The 21388-nt window shown below is 39.4% G+C and carries 19 protein-coding genes; 13 read left to right on the top strand and 6 right to left on the bottom strand.

The window, feature by feature from the left end:
- The first annotated feature begins 18 nt into the window (after window positions 1-18).
- Window positions 19-1815 carry a diguanylate cyclase domain-containing protein gene (locus FTU13_RS02185; protein WP_180083811.1) on the top strand — a complete coding sequence of 599 codons (1797 nt, stop codon included), beginning with the start codon at window positions 19-21 and terminating at the stop codon, window positions 1813-1815.
- Between the two features lie 143 nt (window positions 1816-1958).
- Here the strand turns inward: FTU13_RS02185 and FTU13_RS02180 are convergent, their stop codons facing one another.
- Window positions 1959-2405: a GNAT family N-acetyltransferase gene (locus FTU13_RS02180; protein ID WP_078191420.1), complete on the bottom strand. Its 447-nt coding sequence runs from the start codon at window positions 2403-2405 to the stop codon at window positions 1959-1961.
- 435 nt (window positions 2406-2840) lie between these two features.
- On the opposite strand from FTU13_RS02180, the gene FTU13_RS02175 reads away from it, so the two are divergent.
- The gene (locus FTU13_RS02175) at window positions 2841-3329 is read left to right on the top strand and encodes a hypothetical protein (protein WP_180034488.1); all 489 of its coding nucleotides are present in this window, start codon (window positions 2841-2843) and stop codon (window positions 3327-3329) included.
- Here the strand turns inward: FTU13_RS02175 and FTU13_RS02170 are convergent.
- The 3 genes from FTU13_RS02170 to FTU13_RS02160 are packed head-to-tail and all read right to left on the bottom strand — an operon-like array spanning window position 3311 to window position 5655.
- Window positions 3311-3874 (bottom strand): TetR/AcrR family transcriptional regulator, encoded by a 564-nt coding sequence (locus FTU13_RS02170; RefSeq protein ID WP_180126257.1) that lies wholly within the window; start codon window positions 3872-3874, stop codon window positions 3311-3313. The two genes, FTU13_RS02175 and FTU13_RS02170, sit on opposite strands and share 19 nt — an antisense overlap.
- A gap of 50 nt (window positions 3875-3924) precedes the next feature.
- Complete coding sequence (locus tag FTU13_RS02165; RefSeq protein WP_180126259.1) at window positions 3925-4815, bottom strand: alpha/beta fold hydrolase; 891 nt, start codon at window positions 4813-4815, stop codon at window positions 3925-3927.
- 54 nt (window positions 4816-4869) lie between these two features.
- A complete protein-coding gene (locus FTU13_RS02160) occupies window positions 4870-5655 on the bottom strand; it encodes a crotonase/enoyl-CoA hydratase family protein (protein ID WP_180007551.1) in 786 nt (261 codons plus the stop codon).
- A gap of 222 nt (window positions 5656-5877) precedes the next feature.
- On the opposite strand from FTU13_RS02160, the gene pnuC reads away from it, so the two are divergent.
- The 4 genes from pnuC to FTU13_RS02140 all read left to right on the top strand — a co-directional run bounded on the left by pnuC (window position 5878) and on the right by FTU13_RS02140 (window position 8094).
- Window positions 5878-6468 carry a nicotinamide riboside transporter PnuC gene (gene pnuC / locus FTU13_RS02155; RefSeq protein WP_180120566.1) on the top strand — a complete coding sequence of 197 codons (591 nt, stop codon included), beginning with the start codon at window positions 5878-5880 and terminating at the stop codon, window positions 6466-6468.
- A 263-nt stretch (window positions 6469-6731) separates the two neighbouring features.
- Window positions 6732-7031: a hypothetical protein gene (locus FTU13_RS02150; RefSeq protein WP_180023193.1), complete on the top strand. Its 300-nt coding sequence runs from the start codon at window positions 6732-6734 to the stop codon at window positions 7029-7031.
- A 105-nt stretch (window positions 7032-7136) separates the two neighbouring features.
- On the top strand, window positions 7137-7430 hold the full coding sequence (locus FTU13_RS02145; RefSeq protein WP_180126261.1) for a hypothetical protein: 294 nt from the start codon (window positions 7137-7139) through the stop codon (window positions 7428-7430).
- Between the two features lie 166 nt (window positions 7431-7596).
- Window positions 7597-8094, top strand: a complete 498-nt coding sequence (locus FTU13_RS02140; protein ID WP_078192225.1) for a DUF2505 family protein — start codon at window positions 7597-7599, stop codon at window positions 8092-8094.
- A gap of 52 nt (window positions 8095-8146) precedes the next feature.
- Here the strand turns inward: FTU13_RS02140 and FTU13_RS02135 are convergent, their stop codons facing one another.
- Window positions 8147-9427 (bottom strand): MFS transporter, encoded by a 1281-nt coding sequence (locus FTU13_RS02135; protein WP_180126263.1) that lies wholly within the window; start codon window positions 9425-9427, stop codon window positions 8147-8149.
- Between the two features lie 378 nt (window positions 9428-9805).
- On the opposite strand from FTU13_RS02135, the gene def reads away from it, so the two are divergent.
- From def to FTU13_RS02105, 6 genes are all read left to right on the top strand, one after another.
- A complete protein-coding gene (gene def, locus FTU13_RS02130) occupies window positions 9806-10288 on the top strand; it encodes a peptide deformylase (RefSeq protein ID WP_180126265.1) in 483 nt (160 codons plus the stop codon).
- 188 nt (window positions 10289-10476) lie between these two features.
- On the top strand, window positions 10477-11688 hold the full coding sequence (locus FTU13_RS02125) for a GGDEF domain-containing protein (protein ID WP_180126267.1): 1212 nt from the start codon (window positions 10477-10479) through the stop codon (window positions 11686-11688).
- Between the two features lie 18 nt (window positions 11689-11706).
- Window positions 11707-12159, top strand: coding sequence for a hypothetical protein (locus FTU13_RS02120; RefSeq protein ID WP_180126269.1), 453 nt, complete (start codon window positions 11707-11709; stop codon window positions 12157-12159).
- A 64-nt stretch (window positions 12160-12223) separates the two neighbouring features.
- Window positions 12224-13498, top strand: coding sequence for a glutaminase (locus FTU13_RS02115; protein ID WP_180126271.1), 1275 nt, complete (start codon window positions 12224-12226; stop codon window positions 13496-13498).
- Between the two features lie 117 nt (window positions 13499-13615).
- On the top strand, window positions 13616-14653 hold the full coding sequence (locus tag FTU13_RS02110; protein ID WP_180126273.1) for a molecular chaperone DnaJ: 1038 nt from the start codon (window positions 13616-13618) through the stop codon (window positions 14651-14653).
- Window positions 14654-14725: 72 nt separating this feature from the next.
- Window positions 14726-17560: an ATP-binding protein gene (locus FTU13_RS02105; protein WP_180126275.1), complete on the top strand. Its 2835-nt coding sequence runs from the start codon at window positions 14726-14728 to the stop codon at window positions 17558-17560.
- Between the two features lie 48 nt (window positions 17561-17608).
- Here the strand turns inward: FTU13_RS02105 and FTU13_RS02100 are convergent, their stop codons facing one another.
- Complete coding sequence (locus tag FTU13_RS02100; protein WP_180126277.1) at window positions 17609-20503, bottom strand: valine--tRNA ligase; 2895 nt, start codon at window positions 20501-20503, stop codon at window positions 17609-17611.
- Window positions 20504-20687: 184 nt separating this feature from the next.
- Between FTU13_RS02100 and FTU13_RS02095 the strand changes: the two genes are divergently transcribed.
- The gene (locus tag FTU13_RS02095; protein WP_180083723.1) at window positions 20688-21359 is read left to right on the top strand and encodes a hypothetical protein; all 672 of its coding nucleotides are present in this window, start codon (window positions 20688-20690) and stop codon (window positions 21357-21359) included.
- The last annotated feature ends 29 nt before the right edge of the window (window positions 21360-21388 follow it).

Here is a 21388-nt window from a genome sequence, read left to right as displayed (position 1 = left end):
ACCTTTATTATTTTTATATTGGCATTCACTGTATCGACTGCTCAAGCACAGTATGAAACTGCTCCTAAATCGTTTTATTTAAAACATCAAAACGAAGTTAACCAAATCTACTTCACGGAAGACACCAGTAGCCTCTTACAAGGCAAATGGTTGTTTTATCCAAATCAATTTTTAACTTCTCCGAGTTCGGTTCTAGTCGGTCAAACGGTCTATCTGCCTGCATCATTTAAAGACATCACAGGGGACAGTAAAGGCTTTGGGACATATACTGGACATTTCCAAATCCCCAAACAATTTATTGGTCGTCGTATCGCGGTATTGATTCCAAATCAGTACGGTGCGTATCGGGTCTTTTTAAATGGTGATGTGATCGTTCGTTTGGGTGAAGTTGGGCGAACTGAAGCAGAACAAAAAACGGAGAATGCACCACGAATTGCCTATTTTGTGGCACAAGATGAATATTTCACCTTAACCATTCAGGCTTCAAGTTTTAACAGTATGCACGGCGGGTTTGAAAACCCGATGCGTATTGGTATTGCTAAGACAGTAAACCGCCAATTCCAACAACAGATGATGAGTATTGGAATGGTGTCTGGTGCCGTCTTGGGTGTGGGACTATTTACAATCCTATTTTCAGTCTTCCGAGGGTTACGCGGTCGCAATAGCCGAAGTAATTTGGTGTTTGGCTTATTTATTGTCTTTTTAGCACTCCATAATTTATTTTCAGCACCTTATGCCTATACAACTTTTACCGATATTAATTGGTTGTGGGGCACGCGATTAGAATACTTATTTACCTATTTGGCATCGATTTTCTTTTTAAGTTATATCCACTTGCTCAGTCGTCGCTATTTATTTACCTTAAATTATCAGATCGCGATGTTGCTGTTGTCTTTGAATATTTCAGTGACTTTTGTTTCGACGCCTGAGATTTTTCAGCCTTTGGCAACCTACAGCTTTGCCTATGTGATCGTTGTTCTGAGTAATTTTGCGTATGGTTTTTACGTAACACTGAAAAAGAAAGAACCGTATTCAAAATTAAATTTAATCGCGGTTATTTTCCTATGCATTACTTTTTTAAACGACTTTTTGCTGATGATGAATTTGATTGATTCCGTCAATTTATCGTTCATTTCAACCAGTTTGTATGCCTTGTTGATCATGTTTCAGCAATCGCATCATTATGCACAGCAGTCGATGCATACCGAGCAGTTAAATAATAGTCTGCTTGAGCTAAACAGTTCACTCGATCAGAAAGTCAAAGAGCGCACCTTACAGCTCCATGAGCTGAATAAAAAATTAGAGCTACAAATTCGTATTGATGCCTTAACGGGGGCATTCAACCGTCGTGCTTTGAATGCCGAAATTCAACGTTTATATTCAGAAGTCCGTTTTCATAGTCATCGAACATTGGTCTTTGCCATGTTAGATGTCGATTATTTTAAAAATTATAATGACCACTATGGACATCTCAAAGGCGATGAGGTGTTACAGCAGATCGTGAAAACCATGCAAAATACCCTGCCAAGTTCAGCCTATGTGGCTCGCTATGGGGGAGAAGAGTTTGCCATATTGATGCATGATGTTCCGTATGCGATTGCCCAAGAACAATTGCAATTGGTACTCGAAGCCATGCGTAATGAACAACTTGAACATGTTAATCGGGGGGATGACAAAAATTACGTCACACTGAGTTTGGGCATGGCATGGATGGATAAGCAAAATGACTTCGACAGTATCGAAGCCTTAATGAAGCATGCAGACCATTATTTATATATGGCTAAACAGGCAGGACGCGATCAACTTAAGCCTTGATACTCCGTTGTAAACGGCGAAAACTTTGCGGTGCTATCGCTAGTATCCTTTGCCAATACTTATTTAGATTGATCTCTTTTTAAATTCACCTATCATAATCATCCTATTTGAAAATCTATCTTTTTATGAGGTTTGCCTCTCTACTAACAGAGCTGTTTGACCAATTTGAGCGGAACATCGGCAGGCTCAAAATCCTGATGTGCGACAAAACCATATTTTTGGTAAAAGGCGAGTGCCGTATGAGTACTTTCTAGACTGATCTCGGTAATATTCTTTTTCCTGACGCAGTGCATCATGTTTAACAATAACGCCTTACCAATGCCTTGGTACTGACGTTCTGGGCAGATATAGTTCAGTAAAATTTGTCCCTGATCACTGACTAAAATAAAGCCGACCACTCGATTGTCACTGACGTAGACCCAACTATCGTTGTAAAGCATCCACATTAAGATATTTGATTGATTTGCCTCCTCAAGCCAAGTTTGAATCACACTTTCATTACGTTGATGGTCCTGGATACATGAACGAATGCTGTTGTGAATCACGTGAATAATTTCGGGTATATCCTGAATTTGTGCTTCGCGTATCATAATTTTTTCTTTTTATAGAAAACTCCAACAGCCTGTCATTTCAGAAGATATCGCCTTGTGCTTAAAGAGGCTTCTTGTTGCGTTTTATGTTTTTTTGCAGCCATTGCGCCGTTGGGTTGGGTTTTTATTTCAAAATTGTTGCAAAATTTACAAATGTATATTTATAAATTAATCGTTAAATACGGATAAATAACCACACAAATGCATCTAACTATACTGTTTTTAAAGTAATAATAGATTTTTTAGAAATGTATACATACTCAATGATTTCAGCAGGTGTAATAGTTTGAAATAAATTAGCAAAGAAAATTGGCAAGATTTCAGCTTTAAAATAATTTTGTATGAATTTTAAACGTTATTGTGCGTTATATTAGTCCATAAAAATATTCGATGATTCAAGATGTGCATGCGCGTCATCGGCAGTAGGTTGTTATTATGGTTATTTTTCTCATTGTGATGTGTATTCTGATTGCGTTGTCTGCAGCAGGAATCGTGGTCAAAAAAATAATAAAAACAGAAAAATATCGTCAAAAATATACGCGTTACCAAGCACCAAAAAAATCGAAAAGTATCTCTTTAGCATCGAATGATGATGCTATTCGTGACGTCGATCAAGTCATTGAAGTAGATGAATATGAACAGCAACTTTTTGATGATATTGCGGAAATTTTCTTTCAACAACAATACAAATTAGATTCGCTACAGGCAGCCGAACAGTTACAAGAAGTTTTTTTACGTCGCATGCCAGTCAATTGTAAAACTCAAATTCGCCAATTAGATCTGAATGAATGGTCGATTTATTGGAGTTTTTACAATCAATCGCTCGAGTATTATTTAGGCCGATACGGTGAGTTTTATACACATGTCGACCGTTTTGGCGAAGAACATAAAATTGAATATCGCTATCAAGACTCCGCAAGTTGAAGCAAAATGCGATCTTGGACTAAATCGAGATAACTCAAATCATCGGTTATTCGGGCCATTAAAATCGCGCCTTCATAATCCGCCAAGCTGACTTTGGCAAGTTGAGCGGCATGTTCGATGCTCATGCATCGCTGAAAAAACACTTCAAAGGCCAGTTGCCACTCCTGAAAGATGGACTGTAATTTTGCAAAAATCTCGGTAGGCAAATGTTGACGTTCCATACTTAATATCCCGACTAAACAACCTAATCCACCTTGGCTAAAAAACTGGATGGCGAGTTGATGGATGTGCGGGTAAGTCTGTTGAGGTGATGCAGTGGATTGCTGTAATTGCTGAAAAATACTGTGCTTTAACTTCACGTGTGTCAGGTTTAAAATTTCCATCAGCAAAGCGTCTTTATTCGGATAGTCATAATAAAACGCAGCTTTTGAGAGTCCACAGGCTTCAGCCAATTTCCCCATGCTACAGCCCATATAACCATAGCGTTTAAAGGCGTGTGCTGACTGTAGTAATAGATGTTCAGAGGTGTTTTTCCGTGGACGCATGTATCTCTCTATCCGAATAAATCAATGTGCTATGTATGAAGTAAATTGGTCTAGGCGACTAATAGCTCGTTAAACCTTCCAATCACTTCCTGCCATAAGAGTTCAGCACCTTTGCGGAAATATCCCATATGACCAATCTGTTTTAGACCATAATCTTGCGCTTCAATATTGATATAGTGCATTGACGCTTGCGCATAATGTTGCATAAAAGCATGTCGTGAATTGGGTAATGCCCAGTCATCATCAAGTGCAGCGACCGCATAAATCGGCGTTTGAACTGCAGCATATTGTTGAGATAACTCACTCAGCTCAGGGTCGGCAAAGAAATAGGTTGGGTTTTTACACCAACGACGCCATTGTCTATAGACATCGACAGGAAGGTCAGCGCCCATATTGAGTTTGCTCCAAGGCAAATACCCTTTGACAGCAACCATCGGTGGAAAAACGATATTCCACATCACGTGCACTTTCATTTTTTCCTTAAATGGCATATAGCCATGCCAACCTGCGCCAGTGCCAAAACAATACATGGCACGTATCTGATCATGATTTGAGGTGAGGCCTAGTGCTTGACCGCCATAGGAGTGTCCCACTAGAAAAGTTTCCTGACCGTGTTGTTGCATATAAGCTATGGCACCAGAAAGGTCATAACGTCCCCAGTCAAGATAAGACATCTTAAAGCCTTTAAGTTTTGACGGTGCAGAACGTCCTATACCACGATAATCAAAAGTCAGTACTTGATAACCGAGTCCTGCGGCATACTCGGCAAAACGACGGTAAAATTGTTGAGGTACACCTGTCGCACTTGAAATAATAATATTGGCTTTAGCTGCAGAATTAGGCCGATATTCAACGCCTGAAAGCGTATAACCATCGGTTGCAGGGAAACTCACGGGTGTACTATGTATTTCTTGCGTTGCTTGTTCTAAATCCGTTGGCATAATTTTTCTCTGAATAGGCAGGACGGAAAGGGTTTACTCAGTTTAAATAAAGGCTTACTTGCCCTGAAAATTGGCTGCGCGACGTTGTAGCATGGCCATCACGCCTTCTTGTACATCTTGTGTTTTTAGTAATGGTTGTAAGTGCTGATCTAATTGCGCAAAGGCGGCATCGGCTCCCAAATGCACACCTTGCTGTGCTGCAGCGAGTGTTGCCTGAACCGCCAGTGGTGCAGCCTGTGCAATTTGTTCTGCAAGTTCAATTGCACGAGATAAGGGCGCTTGGTCTGTGATTTCAGTCACCAAGTTCATGTCATATGCCGTTTGTGCATTGAAACGTTCACCCGTGAGTAAATAGCGCATGGCTTTATTCCAACCCGCTGCTTGCACAAAGCGAACTGTTGCGCCACCAAAGGGAAGAATGCCACGCTGCACTTCCATTTGAGCAAACTCCGTGTGACGCTGTGCGATCACGATATCGGCATTCAGCATGAGTTCAATACCCGCTGTAAAACAGAACCCTTGTACCGCGACCACAACTGGTTTTTTTCGTTGTCGTGAGTTGGTTCCCCACGGATTAATTTGCTGATCAGGAAAATTAAACAGCCCGCTGCCAAGTTTGGGTTGTAGTTCGACCAGATCTAGACCCGCAGTAAAATGATCACCATGAGCAAAAATTACTGCACAACGTAAATTTGGATCATCTTCATATTCAGTGAGTGCCAGTGAAAGGTCATGAATTAAATGACTGTCAAACGCATTTCGTTTATCCGCACGGTCCAAACCGATCAAATAAAGATGACCACGAATTTCTCGACTTACACGACCTTGTTGTTCTGACATTTGGGTGATTCCTTCTGATTGTTTTTTAGGCATAGCTAAGTTTTTAAACGATTGTTAGAAAACTATCAAAACTGATGTGTTCAAAATATCAAAATCATCGTCAGGGGGATGAATGGTTTTATTTAAAATTTACAGAGTTGATATGAAATAGTGCAGGATATAGCTTGCCTTTGGGCCGATTTTTTCCATAATAGCTGCAGCTTTTTTAAGGCCCAATCAACCATGTCGAACTTAGAAATATTTGCAGTCATTATTAGCTTAATCGGGGTGACTTTAACCATAAAGCGAAATATGTGGTGTTGGTGGTTTAACTTTGCAGCTTTTTTGCTGTATGCCTACTTGTTTTATACCTACAAACTTTATGGCGAAACCATTTTGCAGTTTTTCTTTGTGGTGGTGAACTTCTACGGTTTTTATCATTGGTTAAAGGGCAAACAACAAGATCACGACATTCGTATTGAACCGATTGCCACCAAACTCGTGATCTTTCAAATGCTCTTAGCTGCGGTGGGTGGTTTGATTTTTGGTTTAAGCCTGCACTATTTTACCGATGCAGCCGTACCGATTTTGGATGCACAATTGGCCGCGTTTAGCTTACTCGCAACATATTGGACCAGCCGGAAACATATTGCCACTTGGGTGCTTTGGGTATTTGTCGATATTATTTATGTGGGTATGTTTATATACAAAGACCTGTATCTCACTGCGGCGTTGTATGCCGGTTTTGTGGGCTTGGCGGCGTTTGGTTGGTGGCAATGGACACAAGTCAAAAATAAACAGCAGCAACAGGCGATGAAAGCTTTATCCATTTAGCCCACAGATGTTTTTTTCATTCCCAATTTGACAATTTATAAAAATATATTTACTTTGTAACCATAAAGGGCATTTCATAATCGGGCTTCACCCCGATGAGAAGTGCCTTTTTTATGCCTTAAGAAATGTGGCTGTGTTCATTTGAGTCTAAGACATGTCATAAAATCCTCTGTGAATTTATAAGCAAAATTGGGTGTCTGCGAAGCTTGATTTTAATAGCCGATGATCCGATCCCGATGAATAAGTAAAGAGCGTGCAGAGTCATGATTATCGACTTTCAACTTGAGCAGCAACTGCGTTTTGACCGACAAGCTACGGTTCTACTGCAGCAAAAGGCGAGCTTTTTTCAGTTTGAGCAAATAGCAGATGTGTATAACGCTGAATGGCTCAAGGCATTTCCACAAGGGACGCAATGTAGCATCAGCGGTTTGGATGATGGTGCAGATGAATACGGCATCCAAATCAGTTATAAACACCAAAGCATCTTGATCGATTATTCACAACCGATCAAATTGGTACACCGTGATCGGGATGGTGTAGTGCATAGCATGCTGTTAAATTAACAGCTTAAATTAAACTGAGATTTATAAAAGCAGTACCACAAAGATTTGTTATAGAAATATAAAAATAAGCGCAAGAAGAAATGAAAATGGGAAGCTATTAAAGCAATGACGCAACTTGATCCCAAAGATTCAACATTTAAAATTTTTAAACAGCTATGTTTCGAACTTTTTCATGATTATGGCTCGCACTGCACGTCTTTTGAACCCAGCGCTTTGATACATGCAAAACCAATGCAACAGCTCCCTGAACAAGCCCGCTTTGATATTGTAAGCCTCGACTTTGGTCATTGGTACGCAAAGTTGTCCTACGCGGAGATGTATTTAAAAATTGATGCGGGCTGGGAATTTCAGCTCGAGTTTAAAGATCAGCATGGGCAAATCTATCAAAAAAGCCTTTAAGTCAAAGCCCGATTGACTTGAAGTATGGCAATTCTGTATTTCTAGCTTGGTTTCGGGTCAATGACAGCCACAGCGCTTTCCGATTTAATCCAAAACACAGTTATAGCAACTGTAGACTAGGCGACATAAAACAATAAAACCAATATTGACCTGAAGGATTACGAGAATGGCACATCAATTTACCGTCAATGCCACAATTCATGGCGTTTCACTTGAAGATTTTAAACGACTAGCCGCAGATATCAGCTTGCATGAAGCGGTGTGCAAACGCATACCGGGTGAAAATCTAGAAATTTTAGAATCAAAAAAAACAGGTGATATGTATACCTTAAAACGTGCCTATAACTTGGATGTAAATATTCCAGATATTGCCAAGAAGTTTTTAAAAGATGCGTTTCGTCTGAAACGTACGGATATTAGTAATTTGGCGGCATTAACCTCTGACGTCAAACTAGATCCGAACCTACCGCTCGAAGCCAGTTGTAAACGAAGTGTCAGTGGTGATGCAACACAAGTGAGTTTCAATTTGGACTGGACGGTGAAAGTCAAAGTTCCACTGATTGGTGGATTACTTGAAAAACATGCAGAAGGTGAAATTCGTCGTTTTAGTCAGCTTGAGATTGAAATTGTAGAAGATGAATTACGTAAAAATTTAAAAGCCTGAATTGATTTGAAAGCAAGTTAAAAAAAGCGGTCATTGACCGCTTTTTTTATTTTTAGTGCGAAGTTTTTTCAAAACGTTGACGATAGAGCATCGCAGTAAAGAAGGTCACCAAACAGACGCTCCATATATAATACATGGCGCCAATGTTGCTGTATAAACTCAACCATTGAACCAAAGGCAAGGTGATACCACCCGCGATGGCATAGGCCAAATTGTATGAAAATGAAATGCCCGAGAAACGAATCTGTGCAGGGAACATTTTCACCATACTATAAGACACCATACCAACCGTGCCTGATGCCAAACCGAGCAGCATATAGAGTGCAAACACGGTCGATGCTGCCACATGGCCCAAGCTGTTATAGAACACGCCCGCAATTATCGCAACAAGGAGGGAACCGAATAGCATCACTTTACCCGCACCGAAGCGATCTGCCAAAAGACCTGCCAAGATACAACCGACCATTTGCATCACAATAGCGGCACTTTGCATTTTAAAGGCATCTGCACGTTCAAAACCAAAGGCGCCCGTGAGTAGATTTGGCATCGCTAAAATCAGCACAACAACACAGCCTGTTAAGAACCATGTAAACAGCATACCAATCACAACGCCTGTTTTGTGCTGTTGCAGTACTTGTTTCACTGGAAGCTCTTTAGCCAATTGTTTCTTTTCTTGCATGGCTTTAAATACAGGCGTTTCTTTTAAATAACTGCGGAGATAGAGCGCAATAAAACCAAAGATCCCGCCTAGAATGAATGGAATCCGCCATGCCCAATCATGGATTTCTGACTCTGTAAATTGTAATGAAATAAACAAAGACATCAGTGCGCCCAATAGGATACCTAAAGATAAGCCAGCAGTGAGTAAGCCATTGGCGATACCAATTTTTTGCTCAGGCACATGCTCTGAAACAAAAGTCCATGCAGCAGGGATTTCACCACCAATCGCGATGCCTTGAATCACACGCATCAGTAGGAGCAAAAGTGGTGCTGCATAGCCAATACTTTCAAAAGTCGGCATCACACCAATCATCAGTGTAGGCAGAGCCATGAGTAAAATAGACAAACTAAATAAACGCTTACGACCAATCAAATCGCCAAAATGCGCCATCACCACACCACCCAATGGGCGGAAAAAATATCCTGCTGCAAAAATACCGTAGGTATTCAACATCGCCCAAAATGGACTGAGGCCAGTGGGGAAAAACAGTTCCGAAATAATTTTGGCGTAAAACACATAAATGACAAAGTCATAAAACTCAAGTGCGCCACCGAGGGATGACAGTCCGAGGGTGCGTTTATCTTGACGAGTCAGGCGTGGCTGAGCTTCCATGCAAATATTTTCCAGCAGCAAATAGCATTTGACGATTTTAGTGATTCAAATTTTTATTGAATAATCAAACTTTGTTGCCTTATTAAAAACTTATAGTTATGAAAATATCATTAATTAAGAACAAAATAATATAGATAAAGTCGCATTAACTTAAAGAATGATTGGTAATAGATAATGGCGTACCTTGATGTATAAATGATAAATATCAATGGCATAGGGTAGTATGATCTACTATTTTACTTTGTGCTCTATATAAACCACAAAAGATTCAAAGCCATAGCACGCTGTTGTTTTATACTCAGAACCGATAATAATGCATATTGCATGGTTGTTTTTTTAAAGTGATTTCAGCCCGCTAGACTTAAAAAGGATAAAAACATGAGTAATGTTGCTGCTGTTGCACAGCGTGGTGAAGCGATTTTGACGCTCACTGCCGCAGAGGTACAAGCATCTGAAATAGGTTCTGCATGGTTAACTGCACTAAGTGAAACACTGCATGCCACTATGCTTGAGCGTCAAGGCGTAGGCATTGCCGCGCCGCAAATTTATGTTTCAAAGCGGGTGATTATCGTGGCTTCACGTGCAAATTTACGCTATCCCGATGCGCCTGAAATGGAGGCGATCGTGATGGTCAATCCAGTGATTACATCTCGATCTACGACCACGGTTTTGGGTGAAGAAGGCTGCTTAAGTGTGCTGAATGCACGAGGACAAGTCCCGAGAGCCGAGCAAATTCACGTGCGATATTTGACCCTTCAAGGTGAAGTCAAAGAGAAAACCCTGAATGGCTTTCCCGCACGGATCGTGCAACATGAGGTCGATCATCTGAACGGGATCTTATTCACCGAGCGTTTAGAATAATAAACCATGCTATTTAAAATATAAAAATGACCAATTGAGCTAAAAAATAGAGGAAAAGTAATTTGAATAGTGGTGCAAGTGAAGTTTAAAGGCTTCAAATGTTGCACTTATAACTGTGAAAATAGGCATTCTTTTTGAAGTTAAAACCTTGTATAACTAGCGAAACAATAAAATAAAAAAGTAGATTAATGGGGAAAAACTGGGGCAATGCTGTCTGTACGAACTGGGGCGTACAATGGCGTAAGTTGAAGCATCTTTTATTTGAATCCGACTATCTCATCATCAATTGGTCTGACTATGATAAAGGGCGTTTACTCCTCATCTTTGGCATGCTGAGTCAAGTTAGCGTGTTGAAGTGGTGCATCATGAATTTTTATTATTCGACCAATCGGATTTGGTTTAATCCGAGTGAACTCAAGTTCAGGATCATCGTCGCTTGTATAGTCCTACTCAGTTATGGCGTATTGGCAGTACTCAGTCTTTATTTCAAAAAATATTTAAATTTTAGACTGTTTTTTAGCTATTTTGCGCCCGTCCTATTTGGGATCGGCATGATCTATGGTGGCTATATGATCGGGATCTATAGTCCTGCCACTATGGCGGGGACGGTCAATCTGCTGATGGTCGGTTTGGTTTTTTATCGTCCTGCAATTATGCTCAGTATTACATTTCCGATCACACTGTTTATTGGCTACATTTGCTATCAAACTTCGATTGACCATCTAGAATATGCACCGATTTTCAGCCCAGCTTTAAAACAGAGTGAGTTTTACGACAATGCCTTTTGGCTGATGAGTATGGCGGAGTTGTATTTACCCATATTGATCATCAGTGCAGTATTTTTTCAGATTTTGCTTTTACAGTGGCGACACCGTGAACAAAAGATGGAAGTCCTCAGCCGTGTCGATGGGCTGACCAATGTGTTTAACCGACGTTATGTTAGTCATGAACTTGATAAACTCAGCAAACAGACACGGCCTGAATTTGCAGTGGTTTTGCTTGATCTCGACCATTTTAAACTGATCAATGACCAATATGGACATGATGCAGGAGATGCCGTTTTACAACGTGTTGCTCAAATTTTAAATGATAATACCCGTGTGCAAGATGTGGTTGGGCGTTATGGCGGCGAAGAATTTATTTTAATTTTAAAAAATCAGAGTTTAGAGCAGGCGATAGATGTCGCTGAACGCTGTCGATTAGCCATTTCTGAAGCTGAAACTATGATAGCCAACCAACAAATGTTGAAGATTAGTGCAAGTTTTGGTGTGGCAACGGCGATTGAGGGGACACCGTCTGCTGTGGTCACGCGTATGGCCGATCAAGCGCTGTATATGGCAAAGCAACAAGGTCGTAACCAAGTGCGTAGCTTTCGTGAGTTAAACTTTGCAGAAGATTAAATAATTTAAACGATAGTTATGCAGCAATTACAATTTCAGCTCGGATTAGCGCAGCTCGACTTTCAGACCGAGCAACAGAATATTCATTTTGATCATGGCTTAGCGGCTTTGGTGCAAAAATGTGTCCGACATCAGCGCTTCGATGCTTTAGCGATTGAATATTTGATCTATGAAATTGAAGAAATTTTAGAACGATTACAGCTTGATTATCAGACGCAGCGCTATGCTCAGTCGAATGACACGATGCTACATATATTGGCGCAGACCTTTTTTGAACATGCGTCCTGCATTGACCGACAAAGCTTAGAACATGGCTTTAATGAAATGATTGAACATACCGAATATTATCAAAATCTATTTGGTGAGCAGGCAATCATTCAACTCAGTTATTTCGTTTTTATTCGAGAAATGATGCACCATTTGAATATACAGCACATACAGGTTTTAGCTCAGAACACGGCTTCACCATAAGGACTTATACAGAGGCAGCTCAATTTGTTATAAATAGAAAAGCACACAACAAAAAATAGCCCTTATGAAAACGCCTGTTCCAGATTATTTACAGCATGTCCTCAATGGCTGCGATGCCAATCAGCACGGAGCTTTGGCAGATTATATTCCTGAGTTAGCTAACGCCAATCCAAATAGACTGGCTTTGGCACTGTCTACCGTAGATGGCACGATTTATTCCACGGGTGATGACGAAGTCGAGTTCACCATTCAGTCGATGTCTAAACCTTTTGCTTATGCCTTAGCGATTCGTCATCTTGGTTTAGACAGCGTTTTACAAAAAGTCGGTGTCGAGCCATCGGGAGAGGCATTCAATCAAATTGCGCTCGATCCACAGAGCAATACCCCGAAAAACCCGATGATCAATTCGGGGGCAATCACCACACATTCACTATTACCGCATGACGAACACAGCACCCGAGCTGAAAAACTCCGTGAATTTTTAAGTGAACTGGCAGGGCGTGAGCTGAGTTTTGATGAAGCGGTTTACCAGTCTGAAGTGAAGACGGCTTTTCGAAATTTGTCGATTGGTTACATGCTGCGCACAGTCGGTGTACTTGAAGAAGACCCTGAAGATGTGGTGAACGGCTATATTCGTCAGTGTGCAATATTAGTGACAGTTAAAGATTTGGCAAAAATGGCCAGTGTGCTTGCCAATGGTGGCGTGCAAGCTGCCACAGGTAAACGGTTGCTGTCACGTTCGGTGGTGCGCCAAGTGTTAAGCGTGATGATGACTTGCGGCATGTATGATGCTGCGGGTGATTGGCTGACAACGGTCGGTATTCCTGCCAAAAGCGGTGTGGCCGGTGGCATCATGGGGGCTTTACCGGGGCAGGTTGGGCTGGCGGTCTTTAGTCCGAAACTGGATACACATGGGAATAGTGTTCGAGGCGTCGAAATATTTGAACGACTGTCTAAGGACATGGGACTGCATGTCATGGAGGGAACACCTTCAGCGCAAACGATCGTCCAAAGTCGCTATACCTGCGGGATAGATCGTTCAGTGGTGGTGTATGAACTGCGCGGCGTATTGCAATTTACTGAGTCGGAAATGTTGCTGCGGATCTTAGAGGATGAACCTATTGCGACTAACCATATCGTTTTAGACCTGACCAATATTTCTTTGATACACGATGTTGGTGTCCGAATGCTCTTTGAAGGTGTAGATCGTTTAATTGCAGATGGTCATCGCGTGGCAGTGATCGACTCAGAGCATCTCTTGGAACAAAGTCGAAGTCATGCAGGACATGATGTTGTACGCCATGAGGAATTAGAACAATACTTACAACGTTTTGCTTAAATGTTTTTTTTAATTATCCAATCGATGCTGCATGAACGACACGACACGCATTATGTAGCACTGCTTTGGAGATTGTGTTTTCAGCTATAATGATATTTTCGCTGTACGTTTTTATGTATGTCTTTTGAACTTAAACCGACGCACCAGACGGTGCTTGAAGTCTCGCCACAGCATAAAAAGCTGAATCGTTTAATTGATGAAATTGAACAACAAAAAGCATTGCTGGTTGCATGGCAAAATGCCAAAGACGAGATTCGAGCTTATAGCCAAAAGGCACTCATGCCTGCTTATCGTGAACTTTACAGCACGCTGTATGAACAAATGCAGACCTTGTGGAATAGCTTGAATCTATACCGTTTAAGCAAAACTGATACAGCGACTGTTGAAGATAAAATCCAAGCGCTCGCGAGTTTACTGCGAGGTTCTCGAATGCTGAACCAACAGCAGGTGGATGAAGTTGAGAAGATGTATGCTTATTATGTACAGGCGAACGAGTACGATAAGAAAAAATCCAAGAAGAAAAATGTAGAATTCTTTGATGAGCCTGAAAATATCGAGACTCAGGCTGAAGAAGAAAGTTTTGATGAGGATTGGAATAGCGACCAATACCAACAAGCACGTGAACAAGCCAAACTCAAACGTCAGCAAGACAAACAAGCACAAGCTGAAAAGATGGTGAATCAATCGCTGAAAACAGTGTATTTAAAAATTGCCTCGATTATTCACCCTGACCGTGAGCCTGATGAATCGAAAAAAGCTGAAAAGACCGAGCTTTTACAACGTGCCAATGAAGCTTATAAACAGGAAGATTTGTTCTTTTTACTGAAACTTCAACTTGAAGTTGAGCAAAGTAAAAACGGTTCAAATAAAGGGTTAACTGCGGAGCAAGTGAAGTTTTACCAACAGGCTTTAGAAGCGCAAAGTCAGTCCTTAAAAAAACAAATTCAGGAATTGATTGATTCACTTGTGTGGTCGAATAAAGCCAAAATTGCGGTGAGTAAATCAAAAGGGCAATTGAATATTACGGATTTGTATAAACAGATTGATGCGGATGTGTCTGCGGTGAAGCAACAGCTTAAAGCGGAAAAGCAGAGACTTAATTTTATGGGGAAAGAGAGTGGGTTGGAGATGTTGTTGGGGCATGGGGTACTATAGCTTCCTTTAGATTCATTTCTTTAAAATTATGATAAAGTTGATAAAAATATTAAATTTATTTAAGAGGGTGAAATGGGGACATATTCAAATATAACAATTGAAAATGATCAATTTTATAGTTTAGAAAAACATTTTGAAGTGGCTTGTAATCGGCATCCCCATTTAAAACTTTTAGAATCTCAATGGAGATTTGACCAAGAGTTAATTAGCAAAGCACTACAAAATATAAATACTATTTTTCCACATTATAGCCGTCATGATGCGTCTCATTCGAAACAAATTATTGTGAATATTGAACGAATGTTAGGAGATAAGATTAAGTATTTAAGTGCGACAGATACATGGTTAATCCTAGAGTCAGCTTATAATCATGATATTGGAATGGTGATCACGCAAAAGCAAATTGAGGATATGAATTCTCAAGAGTTTGATGATTTTGTAAAAAGTTTAAAAGATGATAAAGATCATGAATTACATTCTTTTGCGAAAAGATGGTTAAAAGAAAAAGCAGTATTACCTAAACAAGCTAAAGCACATTCTTTTTTTCATAATTATATTCAATTACTTGCAGAATGGTATCGTAGAAAGCATCCTGAAAACTCCGCTAAAATCGTTCAAAATCCATTACATGAAATAGGTCTAGATTCGCCACGTAATGAGTTACTTCCTAATAGATTATTTCGTGTTGTAGCAGATATTTGTCGTGCACATGGCGACAGTTTTGATGATGTAATGAAATTACCTCATGCAGAAGCAGGAATGGCTTCGGAAGATTGTCATCCTAGATATGTAGCTTGTTTGATTAGAATGGGTGATTTATTAGATGTAGATGATAATAGATTTTGTCCTGTAATGATGAATATGTGTGGGAGTCATATGCCACATTTAAGTCATATTCATAATGAAAAACATCTTTCAATTAGACATTTACGCTTAGATTCAGAAAGAATTGAAGTAGATTCAGTATGTCCTAATCCTGATGCTTATGAGGTGACACATGATTGGTTTTCATGGTTACAGCAGGAATATCATAATCAAACACAAAGATGGAATGAAATTGTACCGAATAAAGAATTAGGTAGATTACCGACTCTAACAACACCAAAAGTAGATATTGAAGAGCCATACTTAATTTTAGAAAAGGGGAAAAAACCCAACTTTAAAATTAATCAAGATGCTGTATTGGGAATATTACGTAGTACAGGATTATATACATCAAAAGTAGATAGTATTCGAGAAATTTTACAAAATGCTGTTGATGCCACATTGCAAAGAATTTGGTTAGAAGATTCAAAAATTATTAATGAGGCAAAAAGCCCATTAGATTCATCAATTCAAAGTTTATATGCTAAGTATCCTATTGAAATAAATTTTGAACACAAAAAAGATGATATATGGACTTTAGAGATTACTGATCATGGTCTTGGTATCGATCGAGACACTTTGAAATTCATGCTTGAAGTTGGTGGTTCAAGAAAAAATAAGAAAAAAATAAAAACTATTAATGATATGCCAAAATGGTTTAGACCATCTGGTATGTTTGGAATCGGAATTCAAAGTGCATATTTGTTATCTAATAAATTTACAATAGTTTCTAAGTCTATAATTAGCAATGAAACTTTAAAAATCAGTTTTAATAAAAATAAAGGAAATGTAGTAATAAAAAAAATTAACAATTCAGTTGCCATGGATTACGGTACAAAATTTATTATTGATTTGAAAATTCAAGATTTTCCGGAAAGAATATCATTGCCATTTGGAGAAAAAGAAATATCTAATAAATTAAAAAAATATGATTTCACTAAATCAGGTTCTAATTTAAAAGATTATGAAATAATTAATATAAAAAATAGTATAACTAAATTTTTCTTTGAGAGCCCCATAGGTAGTAATTTTTTAACCAAAAAGGTTGATAATGGTAAATATATTTATGATGAAGAAACAGGAATAATGATTTCTCAAATTAATTTTGGTGATTATCATTATAGTCGTAGTAGTACCTACTTTAGAGGGCAATTTTTTAAAGATTTTGATGTTGATAACTACTTAAGTTTTTTTAGTGGAAATTTGGATTTTTATGGAGAGCGTGCTGATGAATTTTTAACATTTAATCGTGAAAAAATTTTGGCAGAAGTAAAGCGTAAAATTGGAAAAAAAGTAAAAGATGCAATAAAAAACTATATTAGAAGTAGATATGAGTTTATTCCTGATGATGAAAAGCCATATGCAGTTGCCTGTTATGTAGGCTTATGTGAATATGAAAAAATTTCAGATTTAATGCTGAGTGATTTAAAAAAATTAAAATTATTAATAGGAGATAATATAATTCAACTAGGTGATTTTATTGAAAAAGTTAAGAGTAATGAAATTAATGAGTTATTAATATCTGATAGTCATAGTTCTAATGGTTCTATTGATAATTTGTTTAAAAATATTGCAAATAAAGAGCTTTTAGAAATCATACTTTTTATTTTGACTAGAGGTAATATTTATTATCAAGTTGATTATAGAGAAAACTCAGTTAAAAAATATTTGTTTAGTAAAGAGGATATGCAACCAGTTTCAAATTGCTATTTAAAGAAAATATTAAATTTGGATATAAAGTCAGGATTTTATGAGATCGGTTGTAGAAAAATATTTCCTGCGTGGGGAGAATATAGAAAATTAGGTTTTAGTGCAACAATTCAATGGCCTGATAGATTTCATTATCAAGATAGTCGTAATGATGTTTTAGTTTTACCATATATATTTGATGAAGATATAGAGATAAATGATAGGTTTGATCATAGTGAAGAATTTATACAATGGATTTTTGAAAATAGAAAAGATGAAAAAGTAACTATTGAAGAGATTCGAGAGCTTAATTCTAAATTGATCACACATTTAAAAAGTATTTTGGATGCATAAAAAATCCCCTCAATTGAGGGGATTTTTTTGAATCAAACTAACAACACATTAAAGCGCCGCAATCTGCTCCATATTCGCTTTAATCTTCGCTAACTGATCAGCAAATTCAGCAAGTTTCACTTTCTCACCTTCAACCACAGCCGCAGGTGCTTTAGCCACAAAACCTTCATTGGAAAGTTTATTCGCAATTTGGTCATGCTGTTTTTGAACCTTGTCTAAGTCTTTTTGCAAACGACCCAATTCCGCTTTCGGGTCAATTAAACCCTTCATAGGAACGAATACAGACACGTGACCGACTACAGATGAAGAAGACAATGGCGGTTGTTCACCATCAGCCAAGAAGGTAATGCTTTCAACTTTTGCCAATGCTTTAAACAATGGTTCAATACGAGCAATCTGCGCTTTTTCAGCATCAGTGGTATTTTGAAGAAGAACAGGCAACAAGCGAGCATTACCTAGACCCATCTCACCACGGATATTACGTACCGCACCAATCAAACCTTGCAGCCATTGCATATCTGCTTCAGCTTGTTCGTTGATTTTCGCTTCATCCGCAACAGGGTACTGAGCCAACATGATTGTTTCGCCAGAAATGTTGAGTTTCGGCGCAAGTGTTTGCCAGATTTCTTCTGTTAGGTAAGGCATCAATGGGTGAGCCAAACGTAAAGACGCTTCCATCACAGCAAGCAATACACGACGTACTTCAGCTTTACGTTCAACTGATACGTTTTCATCATTTAGAACAGGCTTAGTCAGCTCTACATACCAGTCACAGTATTCATTCCAAATGAACTCGTAAATCGCTTGTGCAGCCAAATCTAAACGGTATGTTGCAAATGCTGTTTGCACCGCTTGTTCCGCTTTTTGTAGACGGCTCACGATCCACTGTTCAGGCAATTCCCAAAGGTCTTGACGAACTTCCTGACCAATCACTTGCTCTTCACAGTTCATCATCACGAAACGGGTAGCGTTCCAGATTTTGTTGGCAAAGTTACGGTAGCCTTCAACACGTTTCATGTCGAACTTAATGTCACGGCCAGTGTTCGCAAGCGCACAGAATGTGAAACGTACAGCGTCAGTACCGTAAGATTGAATACCTTCAGGGAATTCTTTACGGGTTGATTTTTCAATCTTCGCTGCTTGTTTCGGGTTCATCAAACCTGTTGTACGTTTTTGTACTAAAGTTTCAAGATCAACACCGTCAATCAAATCTAATGGGTCAAGCACGTTGCCCTTAGATTTAGACATTTTCTGACCTTCGCCATCACGAACCAAACCGTGAACGTACACAGTTTTGAACGGAACTTGCGGTGTGCCGTCTTCATTTTTCATGAAGTGCATGGTCATCATGATCATGCGGGCAACCCAGAAGAAGATGATGTCGAAACCTGTTACTAGTACATCAGTCGGGTGGAAAGTATTTAAGAAGTAGTTTTCTTTATCTTTCGCAGCGTCACCAGTCCAACCTAAAGTTGAGAATGTCCAAAGACCAGAAGAGAACCAAGTATCGAGTACATCTTCGTCTTGTTTTAATTCAACTTCAGGTGCAATGCCGTTTTTTGCACGAACTTCAGCTTCATCACGACCTACAAATACGTTACCTTCAGCATCGTACCAAGCAGGAATACGGTGACCCCACCACAATTGACGTGAAATACACCAGTCTTGAATGTTATTCATCCAAGCCATGTACATGTTGCTGTATTGCTCAGGAACGAATTTGATGTCGCCATCTTTAACCGCTTTAATTGCAGGCTCAGCAAGCGGCGCAATTTTCACATACCATTGGTCTGTTAGAAGTGGCTCAACAATCACGCCTGAGCGGTCACCGCGAGGTGGCTTCAATGTGTACGGTTGAATTTGGTCTAACCAGCCTTCAGCTTCTGCTTGAGCAACCAATTTTTTACGTGCTTCAAAACGTTCTAAACCAATATAGTCTGCAGGGGCAGGAATGGTTTTAGAAATTTGCTCGCCCGCTTTTGCGATGTATTCAAATTCAGCAAGAACTTCAGCATTTTTGTTGAAGATGTTGATGATTGGAAGTTCACAGCGTTTGCCCACTTCATAGTCATTGAAGTCGTGCGCAGGGGTGATTTTCACACAGCCTGTACCAAATTCTTTGTCTACATATTCGTCTTTAACGATTGGAACTGCTCGGCCTGTAATAGGTAGGATAATGTTTTTACCCACAAGCGCTGCATAGCGTTCATCATCCAGTGCAACTGCAACAGCGGTATCGCCAAGTAATGTTTCAGGACGTGTTGTCGCCACAACAATGTGATCTTTGCCGTCATGGGTGCGGATTGATTTGTCTTCAAAGAAATATTTGAAGTGCCAAAGTGAACCTGCTTCTTCTTTATCAGACTCAACTTCTAAGTCAGAAAGGGCAGTTTGTAGTTTAGGGTCCCAGTTGACTAGGCGTTTACCACGGTAAATTAAGCCTTCTTCATGTAGCTTAACAAATACTTCTTTAACCGCGTTAGAAAGACCTTCGTCCATGGTGAAGCGTTCACGAGACCAGTCTACAGAAGAACCGAGGCGACGGATTTGACGGGTAATATTACCGCCAGATTGTTCTTTCCATTCCCACACTTTTTCGATGAACTTTTCACGGCCAAGGTCGTGACGGCTGATGCCTTCAGCACCCAATTGACGTTCAACAACCATTTGCGTTGCAATACCTGCATGGTCAGTACCCGGCTGCCAAAGGGTATTTTTGCCAGACATACGGTTATAACGAGTCAACGCATCCATAATGGCATTGTTGAAACCATGACCCATGTGCAAGCTACCGGTGACGTTTGGCGGCGGAATCATAATACAGAATGAATCACCTTTTTGAGATGGCTTGAAGTAGCCTCTCTCTTCCCAAGTCTTGTACCATTTTTTTTCGATCTCGGTCGGATCGTAAGTCGTAGCAATATTTTGCGCTGAATCAGTCATAGTCTAAACAGATCAAAAGTGGATAAAAAATTAGATCTATTGTAGCAAAAAAAATGGTGAATTAGGGATGTTGGGCGAATGTTAACTTTTAGGATTTGGCAGTAAATAAAAGAGTCCGTATGATAGGACCTAAGATAAGAAGTACCCATTGATCCCAAAACTAAGATAAAAGGAGCAATATCAAATGACTTATTCTATTTCTTTAAAGATTCAACCTACGACATATCAACGTTTTGAGACGATTCATCAAAAACTCAATGCAGGTGAAACAGAAAGTCAGTCCAAAGCCTTAGGGGATAATTTAGCGGATATTGCATGTGAAATTTTAGATCAAGTTTTTGGCCAAATGGCGCGCATGAATAAGTCTGGAGACAATGAATCCGAAAAAATTATTCAGCAAATACGTGAAACGACCCGTAAATATATGCCGTGGTCGGTGTCTTTTTTTGGCAATGACCGCCTTGTACCGATGGTAAATTATTTATATGGACGTTTTTACAGCGAAGATGGTCAGCATTATATGCATTATCCGATCGATGCCTCTTTAGCAACCGACTTGCTTGCCTATGTCAGTCAAATGAAAGAAGGGCAGAATCAATATGTCCCACTCGCATTGAAGGCATTTACACAAGTGGTCGATGCCGGGGTGACGCATTTGGTGCGAGAACCGAAAAAAATGCTGAAATTTAACATGGTGGTGGATAAAACTTTAACCGGTGTCATCAATCTCACCACGCAACTCGGTTATAAACGTTTTGATAAACTCGGCAAAATTTATGATGCACAGTCAATGAGTCAGTACTTTGATCATTTTATGGTGTTTTTGAACAATGAGCCTGTACTACGTAAAGCATAAAATACATATAAATGAATAAATTAGTTATT

The sequence above is a fragment of the Acinetobacter sp. YH12064 genome, from assembly GCF_013419735.1.
Lineage (GTDB): Bacteria > Pseudomonadota > Gammaproteobacteria > Pseudomonadales > Moraxellaceae > Acinetobacter > Acinetobacter amyesii.
This window is presented reverse-complemented; position numbering and strand designations above follow the sequence as displayed.

Excerpts from the sequence above, each read along its gene's own strand:
- FTU13_RS02180 (WP_078191420.1), bottom strand. The coding sequence starts at position 2,405 with ATGATACGCGAAGCACAAATTCAGGATATACCCGAAATTATTCACGTG.
- FTU13_RS02175 (WP_180034488.1), top strand. The coding sequence starts at position 2,841 with ATGGTTATTTTTCTCATTGTGATGTGTATTCTGATTGCGTTGTCTGCA.
- FTU13_RS02170 (WP_180126257.1), bottom strand. The coding sequence starts at position 3,874 with ATGCGTCCACGGAAAAACACCTCTGAACATCTATTACTACAGTCAGCA.
- FTU13_RS02165 (WP_180126259.1), bottom strand. The coding sequence starts at position 4,815 with ATGCCAACGGATTTAGAACAAGCAACGCAAGAAATACATAGTACACCC.
- FTU13_RS02160 (WP_180007551.1), bottom strand. The coding sequence starts at position 5,655 with ATGTCAGAACAACAAGGTCGTGTAAGTCGAGAAATTCGTGGTCATCTT.
- pnuC (WP_180120566.1), top strand. The coding sequence starts at position 5,878 with ATGTCGAACTTAGAAATATTTGCAGTCATTATTAGCTTAATCGGGGTG.
- FTU13_RS02150 (WP_180023193.1), top strand. The coding sequence starts at position 6,732 with ATGATTATCGACTTTCAACTTGAGCAGCAACTGCGTTTTGACCGACAA.
- FTU13_RS02145 (WP_180126261.1), top strand. The coding sequence starts at position 7,137 with ATGACGCAACTTGATCCCAAAGATTCAACATTTAAAATTTTTAAACAG.
- FTU13_RS02140 (WP_078192225.1), top strand. The coding sequence starts at position 7,597 with ATGGCACATCAATTTACCGTCAATGCCACAATTCATGGCGTTTCACTT.
- FTU13_RS02135 (WP_180126263.1), bottom strand. The coding sequence starts at position 9,427 with ATGGAAGCTCAGCCACGCCTGACTCGTCAAGATAAACGCACCCTCGGA.
- def (WP_180126265.1), top strand. The coding sequence starts at position 9,806 with ATGAGTAATGTTGCTGCTGTTGCACAGCGTGGTGAAGCGATTTTGACG.
- FTU13_RS02125 (WP_180126267.1), top strand. The coding sequence starts at position 10,477 with ATGGGGAAAAACTGGGGCAATGCTGTCTGTACGAACTGGGGCGTACAA.
- FTU13_RS02120 (WP_180126269.1), top strand. The coding sequence starts at position 11,707 with ATGCAGCAATTACAATTTCAGCTCGGATTAGCGCAGCTCGACTTTCAG.
- FTU13_RS02115 (WP_180126271.1), top strand. The coding sequence starts at position 12,224 with ATGAAAACGCCTGTTCCAGATTATTTACAGCATGTCCTCAATGGCTGC.
- FTU13_RS02110 (WP_180126273.1), top strand. The coding sequence starts at position 13,616 with ATGTCTTTTGAACTTAAACCGACGCACCAGACGGTGCTTGAAGTCTCG.
- FTU13_RS02105 (WP_180126275.1), top strand. The coding sequence starts at position 14,726 with ATGGGGACATATTCAAATATAACAATTGAAAATGATCAATTTTATAGT.
- FTU13_RS02100 (WP_180126277.1), bottom strand. The coding sequence starts at position 20,503 with ATGACTGATTCAGCGCAAAATATTGCTACGACTTACGATCCGACCGAG.
- FTU13_RS02095 (WP_180083723.1), top strand. The coding sequence starts at position 20,688 with ATGACTTATTCTATTTCTTTAAAGATTCAACCTACGACATATCAACGT.